Below are 18,149 nucleotides of genomic sequence, written 5' to 3' on the forward strand. Positions count from 1 at the left end.
GTGCGGTATGACGATTTATAATATTAATTTTGGCATCGGTTGGGCGAGTAGTGGTGTCGAATATGCACAAAGTTATCGGGCACAATTGCTACGTCAATGCAATGAGGAGGCGAAGTTTATATTTTTGGACTTTATTGCTTCCGAAAATATCCAAACATTAACTGCCAATTTAGGATTTAAAGACGAGGAAATCATTTGGCTTTATCAATATTTCACGGACATTCATATTGCACCAACGACTTACACGCTTCAAGAATTACAACGTGAACTTGGCCAGCCGATAACGTACATAGAAGATATGGGTAAAATACAGCGGCTCTATTTTCAGCATCCATCGCAAACATTTGTCACTTGTTATTTAAAAAATGAAGATGAACCCTATGTCGATCGTGCTGAATTTGTCGTCAATGGAATGCTCATACGTAAAGATTTTTTCAGTTATGTGCGGACATTTTCAGAGTATTACGCCCCGAGTGAACAACGCGCTAAATTGTATATGCGTCAATTTTACAATGAAGACGGCACGGTTGCGTATCAAGAAATCATTGATGGGGATATGCACATGTACCGTTTTCAGGACGCTATTTTATACAGTAAAGAGGAACTTGTGGCGTATTTCATGCAAAAATTAAATTTAACATCAGATGATATCGTTTTGTTAGATCGAGCGTCACATATCGGTCAAGCTGTTTTACAAAATAAACAAGCGAGTCGTATCGGTGTAGTGATTCATGCAGAACATTTCAGTGAAAATACGACAGATGGGACACATATTTTATGGAACAATTATTATGAATATCAGTTCAAAAATGCGCGGTTTATCGATTTTTATATTGTCGCAACAGAATTGCAAAATACCATTTTAACAGCACAGTTTCGTCAATATACGGCTAACAATCCACGTATTTACACGATTCCGGTCGGGAGTTTAAAACAATTAACTTATCCTGCACAAGCGCGGACACCTTATGCGATCATCACTGCTTCAAGGTTAGCGTCAGAAAAGCATGTTGATTGGATTGCATTGGCAGCTATTAAAGCGAAACAGCATGTATCAGAACTCCAGTTGGATATATACGGCCATGGTCCTGAACGCGAACGTATTGAAAAAGTGATTCAACAATATAACGCAGAAAGTTATATTCGCCTTAAAGGCCATGTTGATTTAACACATATTTATGCGCAATATGAATTGTTTGTATCCGCCTCGCAAAGTGAAGGTTTCGGTTTAACATTGATGGAGGCAGTTGGTTCGGGGCTCGGTATGATAGGGTTTAATGTCAATTATGGCAATCCAACTTTTATTAAAGAAGGGCAAAACGGTTATTTACTAGAGATGCTAGTGCCGAATGAAACGATTGATGCAACGACGGATCGTATGGCGGCCAAAATTGTGCAATATTTTCAGCACGGACCTGCAGACCCACACGCGACCTCCTATGCGATAGCGAAACAGTTTGAAACGACAGAAATTGTGAAACAATGGCAAAACGTATTGGAAGAGGTGCGTACATGATTAACTTATTTGAACATTATCATCAACCGACACAATTATTACATCAAACACTCATCCAAGCAGGCTTTCAAAACTTCACAATCTGTTTAGAAGATGACGGCTTTTTACCCCAAAATGTCACATCGCCTTACCAATTTTTTGCGGCGAATCAATTATATGACAACGACCAACCGTTATTTTTTAATGAAGTCGACATTCCACCGTATTGGGAAATTGTCGGTGATCATCATGGTGCAAAAATTAAAGATATGGGGCAAACACGTGGTGAAATTGTTTATCGTCCGCATGATAAAACGAGGATTGTGAGTCATGTACGTTGGCTAGATCAGCATGGGCGTTTGCGTTCGATTGACCATTATACACAGTATGGCTTTAAATTTGCTGAAACGATTTATGACTTAGATGGGACAGCTATTTTCAAAAAATATTTAACAAGTGATAGGAAAGAAGTCATTTATGAAAATGATGTCACAGGCGATTATGTATTAAACTGGCAAGGTCAAACATATTTTTTTGATTCCAAAGTTGCCTTTATCACTTTTTATTTACAACAGGTGCAAGTTGATTTGAGCGACATTGTCATTAATTCATTATCAACACCTTTTTTAGTGTTATATCATATGAATTGGACTGGTCGTGGGGGACTGTTTTGGCAAGAAGAGAGTCAAGGTCAAGTCCCAGGAAATATGTTAGCCCTGTTAGATCGTGAACAAAGCCGTCGATTCTCTGTGATGATTCCGGATAAACAAGAATATGAAAACATTGTCGCACAACTACCTCCAGAACAAGCCGTCAATGTTCATGGAGCGGGCTACTTGTATCATTTCGATAAAACGAATCAACAGTCGAAGCATATCTTAACATTGACGAACTCAGATGAGATGCCGCATCTAGAAGAACTTGTCACTGCAAATCCCGCATGGCATTTTCATATTGCGGCACGGACCGAAATGTCGTCGAAGTTAATGGCTTTTGATCAATATCCTAACGTGAAGTTGTATCCGACAGCAAAGAAAGACACGTTTTCCCAATTGTATCAGCTGTGTGACATTTATTTAGATATTAACCGTGGAAATGAACTTGAAAATGCAATTTCGCGTGCTTTTTATCATCAACAGCTTATTTTGGCATATGACGAAACAGTACATCATCGTCCGCTGATTGCACCGAATCACATTTTCTCGGTAGATACATATACAAAATTGAATCAACTGTTAGATGACATTGATGCTAACCCTCATGCATTTGAACAAAGAATAGAACAGCAACTTCAACATGCACATCACATCGAACGAGATCATTTTGTTCAGTTAGTCACAAAGGTATTTCAAAAATAATGATTAATAGCGCAAGCATCCTTTTCATTTTGGTCGCAACCAACGTGGAAGAGGATGCTTTTTTATGCTTTGTACACTACATCAAACGCTTAAAATGAGGAGATTTTAGTGTTGATATACATATTGAAAGGCGCACAAAACACTATTAAATTTTTATATTTAAATAGATATTAATGAGCATTATCTACAACAATACAAACTATCCAAACGATAAATTTCTTTCAATAAACAATAAACTAATTATTAAAAAAATTGTTTGTAATTTATAGAATAAAATAGCGTTAAGGTGTATGATGAAAAAGAAAGTTAAAAATCGTAATTAAAAGGATAATTAACTGAATAAAAACAGAACATGTTCGCAAAATGTAAATTTTTATTTAATTGGGAGGAACTATGGAAGAGACAATCGATTTAGGTCACCTTTTGAAAATATTCAAACGTAATTTGAAATTATTGATTATTTTGCCTATTACCTTTTTGCTTTTATCAATCGTGTTAACATTTTGGGTATTAAAGCCTCAATATGAAGCATCAACACAGATTTTAGTGAATCAAAAGGAAAATAAAGGCAATTTGAACGCTCAAGTTGTCCAAAATAACTTGCAGCTCGTTAATACATATTCAGAAATATTGAAAAGTCCTAGAATTCTCGAGGAAGTGGCGAAGGAATATCATCACAAATACAGTTACGATGAATTAATTAAGATGGTGAATGTGACAAATTCTGCTGAGTCTCAAGTAATTAATATTAGTGTGACGAGCACATCGCCAAGTGAAGCAGAAAATATCGCGAACACGATTGCGAATGTGTATGCTGAACAAATGCCGAAAATTATGAATGTTGATAATGTTTCCATTCTATCAAAAGCAGGAGACAATGCTGAAAAAGTTTCTCCTAAAACAGTCATCAATCTAGTCATTGGCTTGCTACTTGGCTTAGTGATCGCAATTTTGATGATTTTGATGAAAGAAATGCTAGATAAACGCATTAAGACAGAACAAGATGTAGAAGAATATCTCAAACTTCCGGTTATCGGATCTATAGAGAAATATTAGGGGGAAAGTAGGGGTATTATGGCAAAATCTAAAACTAAAACAGCAGAAGAACAGTTAATCGTGCGCCATCAACCGAAATCATCGGTCAGTGAAAAATTTCGGAGCATTCGTTCCAATATTATGTTCGCAGGAGTCGATGCACCGATTAAAAGTGTCATTGTAACATCATCATCGCCGTTTTCAGGAAAATCAACTGTTTCAGCAAATTTAGCAGTGACGTATGCGCAAGCGAATTACCGTACTTTAGTGATTGATGGCGATATGCGTAAACCGACACAGCATTACATTTTTAATTTACCCAACAACAAAGGTTTATCGAGTATTTTGATGAACTGGGGCGACTATGAACAGACTATCCAAGAAACAGAAGTAGAAGGATTAGACGTACTTACTTCAGGGCCTATCCCTCCCAATCCTTCAGAGCTTATCACATCACAAGCTTTCCAAAAAGTATACCAACATTTATTAAAAAGCTATGACTTTATTGTGATTGATACACCTCCGATTAATTCAGTCACAGATGCACAGTTATATGCCAAAATTTCGGGACATGCAATTTATGTCATCGATGTAGAAAAAAATAATCGCCATTATGTCATGAAAGGTCAAAAAGAGTTGGAAAAATCCAATGCGCAAATTTTAGGTGTCGTCCTTAATAAAATCAAACCTGACAAAGATGAAGGGTACTATGCTTATTACGGAGATGAGAAACAATGATTGACATCCACAATCATATCTTAATCGGTGTAGATGACGGCCCTCAGACTGAAACAGATATGATTGCGCTCATACAACAAGCAGCCGAACAGGGGGTGACGGGTATTGTCGCAACACCCCATCATCTCAAACCAGGCATTCATAACGAAGCAAATGTTGTAATGGAACAACTTGAGAAGATGAAAAACCATCCAGAAATCCAAAAGTTAGGGATGACATTTTATCCAGGACAAGAAGTTCGAATTTCAGGTGACATCATTCAAAGGCTTGAACAAGGCACAGTGATGGGATTGAATCATTCCAAATATGTATTGATTGAATTGCCATCGAATGAAGTGCCCCATTATACGAAGGCATTATTTTTTGAATTACAACAACGTGGTTATATTCCGGTCATTGCCCATCCAGAGCGGAATAAAGCCATCGCTAAAAATCCGGAACGCTTGTATGAACTCGTTCAAAATGGTGCGTTAAGTCAACTGACAGCAGGCTCCCTTTTAGGCACATTTGGCAAAAATATTCAAAAGCTGTCACTACAGTTTATCACATGCCATTTAGCACATGTGATTGCGTCTGATGCGCATTCAACAGAAGAAAGACCTTTTCAATTACAAACATTAATAGAAGCAAACAAACTCAGACCTTATAAAGAAACGATACGACAATTGATTAATAATGGAAGCACAATGGTTAACAATATCGAAATCAAACGAGAGAGACCGTTAAAGCCGACAAAACATAAAAAATTCTTTGGTCTAATTTGAACAAGTGGGTGATGTCATTGTCAAAATTAACGGTGAAGCAGAGATTAGCTTTACTCATATTAGTAGATTCGTTAATTGTTACATTTTCAGTCTTTCTCAGTTATTACATATTAGAACCGTATTTTCAAAACTATTCAACAAACTTACTATTTTTTACGTCTATATCATTATTAGTGACACACCATATTTTCGCTTATATTTTTAACATTTATCATCGCGCGTGGGAATATGCGAGTGTGACGGAATTATTTCTCATTGTCAAATCGGTGACATACGCAATCGTTACGACGATGGTCATTGTCTTTGTTTTAATGGATGGCAATATGTTTGTCAGATTATATTTAATCACATGGATGATGCATTTAATTTTAATCGGTGGTTCGAGACTATCCTGGAGGGTATATCGCCGCGTATATATTAAAAATGATTATAAAAAGGTTCCGACACTCATTGTAGGGGCGGGACGAGGTGGTTTGTTGCTACTGCGACAGATGACAAACAGTCCTTATATGGGGATGGAGCCGGTTGCAATTGTGGATGATGATCCGAATAAACGGAATATGACATTATCGACGAATATCAAAGTGGAAGGCACGATTGATGATATTCCGGACCTCGTGAAGCGGTATAAAATCAAAAAAGTCATTGTAGCGATTCCGACTCTCCCTGTTACACGATTGAAAGATATTAGCGCATTAACGGCAAACTTGAGTATTGAAGTTTTAAAAATGCCTAATATTGAAGAAGTCATGACAGGCGAGATTGAGGTTAGCCAACTTAAAAAAGTGTCCGTAGCAGATTTGCTTGGACGGGATCCAGTGGAACTTGATATGTATTCGATTTCAAAAGAGTTGACGAATCAAACGATATTAGTGACAGGTGCGGGTGGTTCGATTGGTTCGGAAATATGCCGTCAAGTGTGCAAATTCAAACCGAAACGTATCATTCTCGTCGGTCATGGTGAAAATAGTATTTATTTGATTCACCAAGAGCTCATCCGCGAATATCAAGAGACGATTGATATCATTCCTGTCATTGCGGATATTCAAGATCGTGAACGAATGTTTCAAGTGATGTCAAAATATGAACCGTTTATCGTTTATCACGCAGCGGCGCACAAACATGTGCCATTAATGGAATATAACCCAGAGGAAGCACTGAAAAATAATATTATTGGGACGAAAAACACTGCAGAAGCTGCAAAACATGCTAAAGTTTGCAAATTCGTCATGATTTCGACTGATAAAGCTGTCAACCCACCGAATGTCATGGGCGCAAGTAAAAGAATCGCCGAAATGATTATTCAAAGCTTAAACGATGCGAGCAGTGAAACAGACTTTGTCGCTGTACGATTTGGCAATGTCCTCGGTTCACGCGGCTCAGTGATACCGTTATTTAAAAAGCAAATTGAAGCAGGTGGTCCAGTCACAGTCACACATCCTGAAATGACGCGTTATTTTATGACGATTCCTGAAGCATCACGTCTCGTCCTACAAGCAGGGGCGCTGGCAGAAGGTGGCGAAGTGTTCGTACTGGATATGGGAGAGCCTGTCAAAATTGTCGACCTTGCCAAAAACCTTATCCGTTTGAGTGGTAAAAAAGAAGAGGACATTGGGATTGAGTTTTCAGGTATTCGTCCAGGCGAGAAACTGTATGAAGAACTGCTGAATGAAGATGAAATCCATCCTGAACAAGTCTATGAAAAGATATATAGAGGGAAAGTGAGTAGGGTTGATATAGATGACATGGAATATATCATCAAACTTTTAAAAACAGACTTTTCTAGGGAAGAAATTTTAGATATAGCAAATGATAGATGGACAATAGAGTGGAGGAGGAAATAAGAATGAGTGATATGAAAATTGGAGTGATTGGAATGGGATATGTAGGTATGCCGTTAGCAATTGCATTTGCCAAACATTACCATGTAATTGGCTTTGATATAGATAAGGAAAAGATTGAAAACTATAAAAATCATATTGATCCAACTGGAGAAGTTGGAGAAGAAGTATTAAAAAAAACAACTTTAAAATTCTCTTCAAATGAAGGAGATTTACATGAGGTTAATTTTTTCATTATTACTGTACCTACACCAATCAATCCAGATAATACGCCCGATTTGTCTCCTATAGAGAATGCGACAGAATTAGTTGGAAAGTATTTGAAAAGGGGAGACTATATCATTTATGAATCAACAGTATACCCTGGTGTAACTGAGGATGTCTGTGTACCACTTTTAGAAGAAATATCTAGTTTAAAAGTACGTGACGACTTTAAAGTAGGTTATTCACCTGAACGCATTAATCCAGGAGACCGTAAAAATACAGTTGAAAATATTATAAAAATTGTGTCTGGAATTGATCGAGAAGCATTAGATACGATTGCTGAAACATATGAAAAAGTCATCAAAGCAGGTGTCCATAGAGCTTCAACAATTAAAGTAGCAGAAAGTGCTAAAGTAGTAGAGAATAGTCAACGTGATATTAATATAGCGTTTATGAATGAGTTATCGCAAGTTTTTGATTTAATGGGAATTAATACATTTGAAGTCATAGAAGCCATGAATACTAAGTGGAATGCTTTAGGCTTTTACCCAGGATTGGTTGGAGGACATTGCATCGGTGTAGACCCTTACTATTTTATTTATCAAGCTGAAAACCTTGGCTATCATTCCCAAATTATCTCTACTGGTCGAAATATAAATAATTATATGCCTAGTTTTATAGTGAAGAATTTAATTAAAGAATTAATGAAAAAAGGCAAAAATAGAGATAGCAATATAGTTGTTTATGGACTCACGTTTAAAGAAAACACCCCCGATTTTAGAAATTCAAAAGTGATAGAAGTCATTAAAGAATTGAATGATTATGACATTATACCGATAGTCATTGATCCTTTTGTTGAAAACTTTAAAGATAGTTGTCTGAAGTTTAGTACTGCATCATTTGAAAATATAAAATCCGATATTGATGTCATGATATATGCTGTAGATCATGATTATTTCAAGAAAATGGAAGACAAGAGATTTATAGATTTATTAGCATCAGAAGCCATTATATTTGATTTGAAAAATAGATTCAAAAAATATGAAACTAATCGTATTTCGTATTGGTCTCTTTAAAAATTCAGGAGGAAAATATGCAAGTTCTTCATATTAATTCAAATTATATGCATTCGCGCTTACATAGCGAACTATTGGCTTATCTTGAATTATTAAATGTAAGTAATGAAGTAATCATGCCAAGAAAAGTAAATGATGACAAACATTGTATTAATGATTTAAATTACAGCAATGTCTATCATAAAAAATTTTTAAAAAGTAAAGACAGAATCTTTTATTTTAGTAAGCAAAAGAAAATAAAAAAGTGGATTGACACATTGGATTTAAAAATAGAGCAGTATGATATGGTTCATGCACACACGCTTTTTACTGATGGTTATGTTGCATACAAACTAGGTAAACCTTATGTGATAACAGTACGAAATACAGACTTGAATTTTTTTATACGATTTTATAAACATTTACTGCCATTAGGGAGAAAAATTCTCAAACAGGCAAGTACTATTGTTTTCTTATCTGAGTCATATAAGAATAAAACAATTAATGCATTATTTAAACGTTCATCTGAAATAGAAGAAATAAACAAAAAAGTAGTAGTCATACCTAATGGCATCAATAACTTTTGGATAAATCATCAGAGTACACGAAAAAAGAAATTATCATCGCAGCTTAACATTTTATGTGTAAGTAGAGTGATGAAAAATAAAAACATAGAATTCTTAGCGAAGTATTTAAATGATGAAACGCTAGGTATAGTGACAAATATATATGTAATAGGTGAAATTCTAGATAATCATTATTATAATGTTTTATCCTCCTATAAACATATACATTTATTGGGAAAAAGAAACAAAGAAGACATTAAAAGTTTAATGGAGAGAATGGATGTTTTTGCACTAGTTTCTTTCTCTGAAACATTTGGTTTAGTTTATTTAGAAGCGCTCACTCAAAATTTGCCTTTGATATATACCAAAGGAGAGGGATTTGATCGTTATTTTGAAGAGGGGCTTGTTGGATATGCTGTTTCACCTTTTGATGCTAAGGGGCTTGTCAAAAGCATGTTAAATATAATCAGTCATTATAAAGAAATACAAAGTAACATCGCTCAAATAGATAAAAATAAGTTCTCTTGGTATGAGGTAGCAGCTCAATATAAGGAAGTTTATGAAAAAATAAAAGGCTTGTGATTGAAATGAAATTTATAAAAGATATGTTAATCAATATTTTGTCACAAGGTTTGTTTATTATTGTGCAGCAAGTGTTTTTATTTCCTAATTTTGAAAGAACTTTAGGGCAAAATCATTTTGGTAGATTTCTTATTGTATATGGGATTTGTAATGTTGTCATTATCACTATTAATACAAGTTTTACGAATTTATATCAAAAAAACTATCATATGTTTGGAAATGAATTTGAAGGAAAAAAAGCGCTCTATAGTTATTACAAAAAGTTACTAGGATATATTCTAGCTGTTTCCATAGCAGGATTAATAGCATTGTTCTATGTAGATATCAGTTTTTTGACCTACTTCTTACTTGTTTTACTCATATTGTTAACGTCAAGTCGAATGTTTTTACTCGTATTTTATAGAGTGAAAAAAGCATTCATGAAAATACTTAAGATTAATATGATTTTGAGTTTATTCTACATTACGCTCTTATTTATCGATATGCATAACATTAATGAAATTCTGTTCTACTTTGTCATGATTGAATTTGTAATCAATGTGTTTACATATGTATTGGTGAAAGTGGATTTGCGTATGTTACTCGTAGTTCGAAATAAAAGTATCGAGAACTCGGCATTAGTATTTTTACTCACATCAGGTTGTGTAGGCGCTTTAATGAATTATTCTGACAGATTTATTATTAATTATTTATTTGATGCGAGTAGCGTCACGATTTTTTATATTGCAACACTACCGACCAAAATGCTGTTGTTTCCATTCACAATGATTTCTTCAGTTATTTTAAGCTATTTAGCTAATACGGATGCCATTACAAAAAATGTTAAACGTAGGGTGTATATAATTTTACCTTTAATTATTGGTATGGTTTTTATCTTGTCTTACTTTTTAGGTTTGATATTAATTCGCATGCTCTATGTAGATTACGTTGAGTCGATTGAAAATATATATATATTTGTGACAATGACATTTAGTCTTATTAGTGCCGACTATATTATTAGAAGTTTCTTAGTTAAATATTATTCATTAAAACGTAAAGCAATCTTAGACACACTTACATTAGTGTTATTTATGCTTCTCTCCTTAGTTTTATACACGATTTCACAGAATATTGTTGTTATTGCTTTGGCTCAGCTGTTGACATATGGAATTAAGATTATTGTACAACTTATCATTTTTAATCGTTTGGAAACAAAGCACTTAAAATAATATGAGGTGTTTAAATAGTGAAAAATTTTAAAATAATCATCAGGAATATATTTTTAAGAGAAAGAACAAAGACTTTGTATAGAAAATTAAGCAAGTTGAAAAGCATCATGATGTTACCTTTGAATGATGAACAATTTACTAAAATAAATATTAGAATGAATTCGGGTATAAAGCTTGAGTTAAAAAAACCAGAACGCTTTATAGACAAAATAAACTGGCTTAAATTGAACTACCGGAATCCATTACAAACAGAATATACTGATAAATATTTAATGAGAAACCATTTAATCAATCACGGTTATAACCATTTGTTACCACCGTTAATAGGAGTTTTCGAAAGTTTTGATGATATCGATTTTAATCAAATGCCAGAGAAAGTGTTTTTAAAAACGAATCATACATCAGGTGTGAATCAATTAGTAGAGAAAGGTAAAACAGATCTCCATAAAGTAAAAAGTAGATTTAACAGAGCTCTGAAAGATAATTACTACAAATATTCAAGAGAGTGGAATTACAAAAATATACATCCGAAAATACTTGTTGAAGAATATTTAAGTGATGACAAATTGGTAGACTATAAATTTTTTGTATTTGGAGGAAAAGTAGAGTTTTTTGGTGTTATTAAAAATATTATTGATAAAGAAGGACGTGCTTCTCTCAATAGTCAAATTAATTTATACGAGAAAACATTAAAAAAATCAGACATTGATATAAATAGAACCGGTTTTGATGATAGTGATTTTGAACTGAGTCAATATGTGACGGAAATGATAGAAGTCGCTGAAACATTAGCGTCTCCTTTTCCTTTTTGTAGAGTAGATTTTTTAGTGGGTCAAAACAAGTTATATTTTGGGGAAATGACTTTTCATCCAAATGGAGGTCAATTAGTACTAAATCCAATTGATAATGAAATTAAATATGGCCAAAAAATAGATTTAACACGTATTCCTCGAAACCATTTGAAACCAGATAATTAAAAAGCATTGAGGTGGTTGATTGTGAAAGTCAATTCAATAGAGGAGCAATTTGTTTTTAAGGTATCCACCATAGTTGTTTTTGCGCTGTATTTTCTTATTCTGTTGGGGTCTCTTAATGCTACTGTATCATCTTTTGTAGTTATAGGCCTAATAGCATTGTTTTTAGTTTTTGGGATTACAAATATAGGTTTAATCGTTTATTTATTCAAAGGTGCGAACTTAAACAAATTACAATTGACTATTTTATTTTTGATTCTTTTACTTGCTGTTATCTGTGTGCTTTCTATTTTGAATAATAGTTATCAACTTAAGGATCTGATAAATACTGTTCAAATGGTTGCTTGTTTGAATATGATACTATATTTGAATTTAATAAAACTGGATTACAGTGATTTAAGGCCTATCAACATGTTAGTAATATTTTTTACGATGTGTCAATTCTTTATTTTTATTTTAGAAGGAGCACCACAGTTATTTTCAAGTATCTATAACAACTCTAACTTAATAGGTCCTTATATGTTTTACACCTCCTTTTTTCTAATATGTGGAATGAAGTTTTCTAAATATAAAATTTTATATTTTGTTATGTTAGCGATAAGTTTTATTCTGATTTTAGCAAGTGACACGAGGTCTATACTGTTAAGCATTGTTGCTACTTTTCTAGTTTATATATTTTGGAAATTCATAGTGAAATCTCGTTTTGTGGCTATGGCATTTTTTCTGGTTTTAATTACTACAAGTATTGCATTTATATACATTTATCCATTATTGCCCACGTTTCAATTCTATTTACCTTTAGAAAATTGGGTATTAGCACATACAGGCAAAAGTATCATGTCAGGTCGAAATGAACTGTGGATACCACTAACAGAATTTATCAGTCAGAAACCGTTACTAGGTTATGGCCCAGGAACACTAGCGCAAGGACTATATTTACATAATCAGTCTCCTCACAATTTATATTTGAATATTTTAATGCAAATAGGCTATCTAGGACTTATATTGATTCTTATTATTTTTCTTTTAATATGGCTCAGCATGACACGATACAAAAATCATTTTTTAGTTAGATTATCAGCTAGTTTTTTTGTTGGAATTATAGTCCATCAATCTTTTGAAACAACATTATTTCAAAACCAACTGTCTATTGGATTGTTACAAATATTTATCATAGGCGTGGGTTTCAGTATGGCGACACATATGAATCAAAATGAAAAACATGAATGAATAAATTGAGTGTTTATTAGAGAGGGGGTTTAATTTGTGAAAAACATTTGGATTATGAATCATTACGCAACAGATCAATATTTTAATGAAGGTGGCAGACATTATTGGTTTGCTGAAAATTTAAAGAAACAAGGTTATCAGGTGACCATTTTTTGCGCAAATACAAGACATAATTCCAATGAAACAATTGATAGCGAGAAAAATCAATATGGTGAGCGCGTTGTTAACGAAATCCCTTTTGTTTTTATAAAATCACACGCTTATCAGTCTAATAATCATCATAGAATTTTTAATATGATTTCTTTTGCTCAAAGATTACTCACTGTTGCAGAAAAATATCGTAAAAGATATGGGCGCCCAGACGTTATTTTAGCTTCTAGCGTTCATCCTCTAACATTAATAGCGGGATTAAGAATAGCTGAAAAGTGGGATATTAAATGTGTGGTTGAAATTCGAGATTTATGGCCTGAAAGTATTGTAGCTTATAGCATTTTAAGTAAGAAAAACCCACTCGTAAGAATAATGTATCACATAGAAAAATTGATTTATCAAAAGGCGGATTCTATTGTAATGACTTGGCCAGGTGGTTATGAATATATAAAAAATAAAGGCTGGAATAGTCAGATATCTGAAAACAAGGTGCATCATATTAGTAATGGAGTTGTATTAAGAGACTTTTATCAAAATGCATCCAACTATCATCAAGATGATGTTCATTTATTGAATCGAGATTTTAAAAATTTTATCTATACAGGATCGATTCGAAAAGTGAATGATTTGTCACTATTAATCGATGCAGCTCGTATAATAGAAGAGTATTATTCAGAAGAAAAAATTCGAATACTCATATACGGTGATGGAGATGAAAAAAGCCAACTTGTAGAAAAAGTGCATCAATTAAGCCTTAACAATGTTTTGTTTAAAGGTAAAGTTCCTAAAAGATTTATACCATTTATTTTAAAAAATGCGTACGCCAATATACTTCATAATCGTAGCACAAAACTAGATCAGTATGGACAAAGCCAAAATAAACTATTTGAATATCTTGCTGCTGGAAGACCTATTCTACAGACATATACGACAGGTTATAGCGTGATTGAACAGAATCATTGTGGTGTCTGTGTCAGTGAGCAAACACCTCGAAAAGTAGCTGAAGCAATTGTGGCTATGTCTAGAGATGAGAATTTAGCATCTCAACAAGGAAAAAATGCTGCTCAAACTGCTAATTACTATGATTTTGAAAATTTAACGAAGAAACTTGTTCAAATCTTGGAGAGTTAGGAGCGTGAATCATGTTAAAACGTGTGTTTGATTTTACTGTCAGTGTGATGGCATTGGTTGCGACGTCTCCTTTATTCATCGGTTCGGCTATTTTGATACGAAAAGAGTTAGGGGCGCCAGTTATTTTTAAGCAAGTCAGACCTGGAAAAGATGAAGTGCCTTTTAAAATATATAAATTTAGGACAATGACTGATGAAAAGGATGATTTTGGACAACTTTTACCAGATGAAGCACGTATGACGAAAGTAGGGGCATGGATTAGAAAAATGAGTATTGATGAGTTACCACAACTGATTAATGTGTTGAAAGGCGATCTGAGTTTAGTTGGACCTCGCCCTTTGTTGATGGAATATTTGCCTCTATACAGCGAGGAACAACGTCAGCGACATCGTGTGAAACCGGGCATTACAGGTTGGGCACAAGTGAATGGTAGGAATGCTATTACTTGGGAACAAAAGTTTAAACTGGATGTATGGTATGTGGAAAATCAATCCTTTAAATTAGATATGTTTATTCTATATCAAACTATTAAAAATGTACTTCAAAAAAAAGATATTAGTGCTGAAAATCATGTGACAATAGAAAAGTTTAGAGGTAACCCTATATGAAAAAACTGATCTTAATTGGCAATGGTGGGCATGCAAAAGTTGTGAGAGACATTGCCGACATGAGTAATGAATATGAAGTGGTAGGTTATTTAGATGACGCAATTCATCAATATGTTGAAAAAGAGGGCGTATTCTATGACAACCTTGGGCAAATTGAAAACTACCGTTCAGATTTTTATTTTTGTATCGCAATAGGAAATAACGTTGTACGTGAACAAATTTTTAATAAGATTCAAATTGACATCAAGCGATTTGCGACACTGATTCATCCGACTGCAGTGATTAGTCCGAGTGCTAGCATTGGAGTAGGGTCTGTAGTAATGGCACAAGCAGTCATTAATGCAGATACAAAAATAGGGAATCACGCAATTATCAATACAGGTGCCGTTGTTGAACACGATAACCAAATTGCAGATTTTGTCCATGTTTCACCACACGCGACGTTGACAGGTGGCGTTACAGTTGACGGATTTGTGCATATTGGTGCCGGTGCTGCAATTCTTCCAACGATTCACATTGGACGTCATGCAATTGTAGCAGCGGGTGCAACAGCTGTTAAAGATGTAGGCAAACATATGACAGTCATTGGGACACCTGCTAGACCAAAGGAGGAATAAGGTTTGGGAAATGAAAGGATATTTTTATCAAGACCCCATATGGGAGGCACTGAACAACAATATATTGAACGCGCATTTGAACAAAATTGGATTGCGCCACTAGGTGAAAATGTGAATGCATTTGAAGATAGCATCAAGTCATATGTAGGTAGTGATTACGCGCTTGCATTGAGCAGTGGTACGGCAGCAGTACATCTCGCTTTAATTGAAAGTGGTGTAGAAGCTGGTGATGTGGTCTTTTGTTCGACACTGACGTTTTGTGCCACTTCTAATCCCATCTTATACCAAAATGCGACACCTGTTTTTATTGATTCAGAAAAAGACTCTTGGAATATGTCACCGATTGCACTCGAAAAAGCGTTTAAGGCATATGAAGACAAAGGGATTAAACCTAAAGCTGTCATTGTAGTAAATTTATATGGCCAAATGTCAAAATTTGATGAGATTCAATTGTTATGTGATCGTTATCAAGTTAAACTCATTGAAGATGCAGCGGAATCTTTAGGCGCTTCTTATCACGACCAAATGAGTGGTACGTTTGGTGATTACAGTACGTTTTCGTTTAATGGCAACAAGATTATCACGACAAGTGGGGGCGGGATGCTTGTTTCAACGCAACACCCATTAGATCATGCCTTATTTTTATCAACACAGGCAAGAGATCAAGCATTACATTATGAGCACAGTGAATTAGGCTACAATTACAGACTGAGTAATATTTCAGCAGGGATTGGTCGAGGCCAAATGGAAGCATTGAATGAAAGAATTGCGAGAAGAAGAGCGATATTTGAAAACTACCATAGGGCTTTTCGTGATTTAAAAGGATTTGAGTTTCAGCCAGAGTTAAAATCATCTAAAGGCAATCGTTGGCTCACTGCTTTGACAATCAATCCAGACGAAGCAGGAATAACTGTTCATCAAATCATTGAAAAATTGAGTGCTGAAAATATTGAAGCACGACCAGTTTGGAAACCGATGCACTTACAACCTTTATACCGCGATTATGATTATATTCCTGAGTCATCAGATAATGCTAAAACATTGTTTGAAAATGGTATCTGTCTGCCCTCAGGATCGGATATGACTGATGAACAACAAGCCCGTGTTATATCAATCATTAAAAAGATATATGAAGCGGCGAAGTAAATACGATAGACAACTGGGGAGTGATATATACTACGGTTCACTCCCCGTTTTATTAAATATAAAGCTCACTTTTGGCAAACAACACTGCTTCTCCAGCCAATGTCAGCACGCCATCTTTGAATGTCGTATAAATCATGCCACCTCTGCTGAAGCTTGATATGCTTAAATGTCGGTTTGGTTTAGTGTTTTAGCCCAGTATGGCACAATATGACAATGTCCTGAACCGCATACCGGATCTTCTGCAATACTGTGTTTTGGCGCAAAGCTTCGAGAAACGCAATCTGTGTCAGTACCTGGTGCAGTGACATGTACGAGTAGGTCATCGAGTTGTTTGACTTTTTCGATGTCAGGTTTCAAATGTATCACTTGTTCACTATTTTTCAAAAACACATAATAAATCTCTTCATAAATATACTTCTGTTGGTGTAGCCCCTAACGCATCAATCATTTCTTGAGTCAATTCAACGCGATTTAAGTCAAACGGTGGAAAAATCATGCGATAAAGTTGATCTTCTCGTATAACTGTCAAATCACCACTCAATGTTGAAATTGTGACATCTTTAAGGGTTGTATCTACTTCATTCATAAGGACAAACGCCGTTGCTAATGTCGCATGGCCACACAAATCAATTTCGCCTCTAGGTGTAAACCAACGCAATTGGTACTTCCCATTTTGTTTTACCGCAAAAGCTGCTGTCAGATAAATTTTTTTCTTGTGCAATCAATAACATTGTTTGGTCATCCAACCATTCATCTAAAATACATACCGCTGCGGGATTCCCACTAAAAACACGATTTGTAAATGCATTAACTACATATTGTTTCACCTCAAACACGCCCTACCTTGTTGAATTAAGTTCCATTATACTGAATAGCAGTGAGCAAGTGGAAGTCTATATTTTAAGTTTTTATTGTTTATCGATAAAAAAGGTGGTATAATTTTATCGATAATCAATAAAAAGGGGAGGTTTCTATGACGATACCCAAACACATGAGAGTGATTCAAATGCTAGCTGTGATAACGTCTATCTTATATCTTGTTGGAGGAATTAAAGACTTAATCCAATATTATCAATTGCTTGAAACGTCAATTTGGCACACGCCATTACCATATCAACTTTATGCAGTGGTGTATATTGTCCGTTTGCTAATACTGGTGGGTGTTTTTGGCTTAACGATCATACTCATCAATGACATATACAAGAAATTTGAATTTTCAACTCAATCACAGAATAGGATTTTATACCTTTCTCTCGGTATTATGATATTTTCAGCCACAAGCTTTTTGACCAATTCACTTCAAATTGACCTCAAATACATGAAAGCTCTTAATATGCAGGACTTATCTGATACACTTTTAATGGTGCTTGGTACAGTGGCACTCATTTTTAGTGCTATTTTTGAAAAGTCACGTAAGCTCAAAGAAGAAAATGATTTGACGATATAA

General features: G+C 34.6%; 19 protein-coding genes. 16 read left to right on the forward strand and 3 right to left on the reverse strand.

Annotation, left to right across the window (positions count from 1 at the left end):
* The first annotated feature begins 7 nt into the window (after window positions 1-7).
* The 15 genes from gtfA (at window position 8) to GZH82_RS00490 (ending at window position 16,702) form a co-directional block, all read left to right on the forward strand.
* Window positions 8-1,516 carry an accessory Sec system glycosyltransferase GtfA gene (gene gtfA / locus GZH82_RS00420; RefSeq protein ID WP_162680820.1) on the forward strand — a complete coding sequence of 503 codons (1,509 nt, stop codon included), beginning with the start codon at window positions 8-10 and terminating at the stop codon, window positions 1,514-1,516.
* Entirely contained in the window at window positions 1,513-2,853 is a 1,341-nt protein-coding gene (gene gtfB, locus GZH82_RS00425) for an accessory Sec system glycosylation chaperone GtfB (protein ID WP_162680821.1), read from the forward strand. Before gtfA ends, gtfB begins: the two co-directional genes overlap by 4 nt.
* A gap of 393 nt (window positions 2,854-3,246) precedes the next feature.
* The gene (locus GZH82_RS00430) at window positions 3,247-3,909 is read left to right on the forward strand and encodes a Wzz/FepE/Etk N-terminal domain-containing protein (RefSeq protein WP_162680822.1); all 663 of its coding nucleotides are present in this window, start codon (window positions 3,247-3,249) and stop codon (window positions 3,907-3,909) included.
* An 18-nt stretch (window positions 3,910-3,927) separates the two neighbouring features.
* Entirely contained in the window at window positions 3,928-4,626 is a 699-nt protein-coding gene (locus tag GZH82_RS00435) for a polysaccharide biosynthesis tyrosine autokinase (RefSeq protein ID WP_162680823.1), read from the forward strand.
* Window positions 4,623-5,390, forward strand: coding sequence for a tyrosine-protein phosphatase (locus tag GZH82_RS00440; RefSeq protein WP_162680824.1), 768 nt, complete (start codon window positions 4,623-4,625; stop codon window positions 5,388-5,390). The genes GZH82_RS00435 and GZH82_RS00440 overlap by 4 nt, the downstream gene beginning before the upstream one ends.
* A gap of 17 nt (window positions 5,391-5,407) precedes the next feature.
* Window positions 5,408-7,234, forward strand: coding sequence for a polysaccharide biosynthesis protein (locus GZH82_RS00445; protein WP_162680825.1), 1,827 nt, complete (start codon window positions 5,408-5,410; stop codon window positions 7,232-7,234).
* Between the two features lie 2 nt (window positions 7,235-7,236).
* Window positions 7,237-8,511, forward strand: a complete 1,275-nt coding sequence (locus tag GZH82_RS00450; RefSeq protein WP_162680826.1) for a nucleotide sugar dehydrogenase — start codon at window positions 7,237-7,239, stop codon at window positions 8,509-8,511.
* A gap of 17 nt (window positions 8,512-8,528) precedes the next feature.
* A complete protein-coding gene (locus GZH82_RS00455) occupies window positions 8,529-9,638 on the forward strand; it encodes a glycosyltransferase family 4 protein (RefSeq protein ID WP_162680827.1) in 1,110 nt (369 codons plus the stop codon).
* Between the two features lie 5 nt (window positions 9,639-9,643).
* Window positions 9,644-10,846 (forward strand): hypothetical protein, encoded by a 1,203-nt coding sequence (locus GZH82_RS00460; RefSeq protein WP_162680828.1) that lies wholly within the window; start codon window positions 9,644-9,646, stop codon window positions 10,844-10,846.
* 17 nt (window positions 10,847-10,863) lie between these two features.
* The gene (locus GZH82_RS00465) at window positions 10,864-11,823 is read left to right on the forward strand and encodes an ATP-grasp fold amidoligase family protein (protein WP_238989597.1); all 960 of its coding nucleotides are present in this window, start codon (window positions 10,864-10,866) and stop codon (window positions 11,821-11,823) included.
* A 21-nt stretch (window positions 11,824-11,844) separates the two neighbouring features.
* On the forward strand, window positions 11,845-13,050 hold the full coding sequence (locus GZH82_RS00470; protein WP_162680829.1) for an O-antigen ligase family protein: 1,206 nt from the start codon (window positions 11,845-11,847) through the stop codon (window positions 13,048-13,050).
* Window positions 13,051-13,086: 36 nt separating this feature from the next.
* Window positions 13,087-14,331 (forward strand): glycosyltransferase family 4 protein, encoded by a 1,245-nt coding sequence (locus tag GZH82_RS00475; RefSeq protein ID WP_162680830.1) that lies wholly within the window; start codon window positions 13,087-13,089, stop codon window positions 14,329-14,331.
* Between the two features lie 11 nt (window positions 14,332-14,342).
* Window positions 14,343-14,939 carry a sugar transferase gene (locus tag GZH82_RS00480; RefSeq protein WP_162680831.1) on the forward strand — a complete coding sequence of 199 codons (597 nt, stop codon included), beginning with the start codon at window positions 14,343-14,345 and terminating at the stop codon, window positions 14,937-14,939.
* Window positions 14,936-15,556, forward strand: coding sequence for an acetyltransferase (locus GZH82_RS00485; protein ID WP_162680832.1), 621 nt, complete (start codon window positions 14,936-14,938; stop codon window positions 15,554-15,556). Before GZH82_RS00480 ends, GZH82_RS00485 begins: the two co-directional genes overlap by 4 nt.
* Before the next feature lie 3 nt (window positions 15,557-15,559).
* On the forward strand, window positions 15,560-16,702 hold the full coding sequence (locus GZH82_RS00490; protein ID WP_275401863.1) for a DegT/DnrJ/EryC1/StrS family aminotransferase: 1,143 nt from the start codon (window positions 15,560-15,562) through the stop codon (window positions 16,700-16,702).
* Between the two features lie 162 nt (window positions 16,703-16,864).
* On the opposite strand, the gene GZH82_RS14045 is transcribed toward GZH82_RS00490, so the two are convergent.
* Genes GZH82_RS14045 through GZH82_RS14480 form a run of 3 tightly spaced genes read right to left on the reverse strand, consistent with a single transcriptional unit; the run spans window position 16,865 to window position 17,529 of the window.
* A complete protein-coding gene (locus GZH82_RS14045) occupies window positions 16,865-17,092 on the reverse strand; it encodes a PhzF family phenazine biosynthesis protein (RefSeq protein WP_238989598.1) in 228 nt (75 codons plus the stop codon).
* Between the two features lie 13 nt (window positions 17,093-17,105).
* The gene (locus GZH82_RS14475; protein WP_343236264.1) at window positions 17,106-17,360 is read right to left on the reverse strand and encodes a PhzF family phenazine biosynthesis protein; all 255 of its coding nucleotides are present in this window, start codon (window positions 17,358-17,360) and stop codon (window positions 17,106-17,108) included.
* Window positions 17,341-17,529, reverse strand: a complete 189-nt coding sequence (locus GZH82_RS14480; RefSeq protein WP_343236265.1) for a PhzF family phenazine biosynthesis protein — start codon at window positions 17,527-17,529, stop codon at window positions 17,341-17,343. Before GZH82_RS14480 ends, GZH82_RS14475 begins: the two co-directional genes overlap by 20 nt.
* 164 nt (window positions 17,530-17,693) lie before the next feature.
* Between GZH82_RS14480 and GZH82_RS00500 the strand changes: the two genes are divergently transcribed.
* Window positions 17,694-18,149 (forward strand): DUF2975 domain-containing protein, encoded by a 456-nt coding sequence (locus GZH82_RS00500; protein WP_238989599.1) that lies wholly within the window; start codon window positions 17,694-17,696, stop codon window positions 18,147-18,149.

Origin of the sequence: Staphylococcus sp. MI 10-1553, from assembly GCF_010365305.1 — a bacterium.
Lineage (GTDB): Bacteria > Bacillota > Bacilli > Staphylococcales > Staphylococcaceae > Staphylococcus.

Coding starts and splice junctions, on each gene's coding strand:
- gtfB (WP_162680821.1), top strand. CDS start 1,513: ATGATTAACTTATTTGAACATTATCATCAACCGACACAATTATTACAT.
- GZH82_RS00450 (WP_162680826.1), top strand. CDS start 7,237: ATGAGTGATATGAAAATTGGAGTGATTGGAATGGGATATGTAGGTATG.
- GZH82_RS00440 (WP_162680824.1), top strand. CDS start 4,623: ATGATTGACATCCACAATCATATCTTAATCGGTGTAGATGACGGCCCT.
- GZH82_RS00500 (WP_238989599.1), top strand. CDS start 17,694: ATGAGAGTGATTCAAATGCTAGCTGTGATAACGTCTATCTTATATCTT.
- GZH82_RS00455 (WP_162680827.1), top strand. CDS start 8,529: ATGCAAGTTCTTCATATTAATTCAAATTATATGCATTCGCGCTTACAT.
- GZH82_RS00430 (WP_162680822.1), top strand. CDS start 3,247: ATGGAAGAGACAATCGATTTAGGTCACCTTTTGAAAATATTCAAACGT.
- GZH82_RS00480 (WP_162680831.1), top strand. CDS start 14,343: ATGTTAAAACGTGTGTTTGATTTTACTGTCAGTGTGATGGCATTGGTT.
- GZH82_RS00485 (WP_162680832.1), top strand. CDS start 14,936: ATGAAAAAACTGATCTTAATTGGCAATGGTGGGCATGCAAAAGTTGTG.
- GZH82_RS00460 (WP_162680828.1), top strand. CDS start 9,644: ATGAAATTTATAAAAGATATGTTAATCAATATTTTGTCACAAGGTTTG.
- GZH82_RS00435 (WP_162680823.1), top strand. CDS start 3,928: ATGGCAAAATCTAAAACTAAAACAGCAGAAGAACAGTTAATCGTGCGC.
- gtfA (WP_162680820.1), top strand. CDS start 8: ATGACGATTTATAATATTAATTTTGGCATCGGTTGGGCGAGTAGTGGT.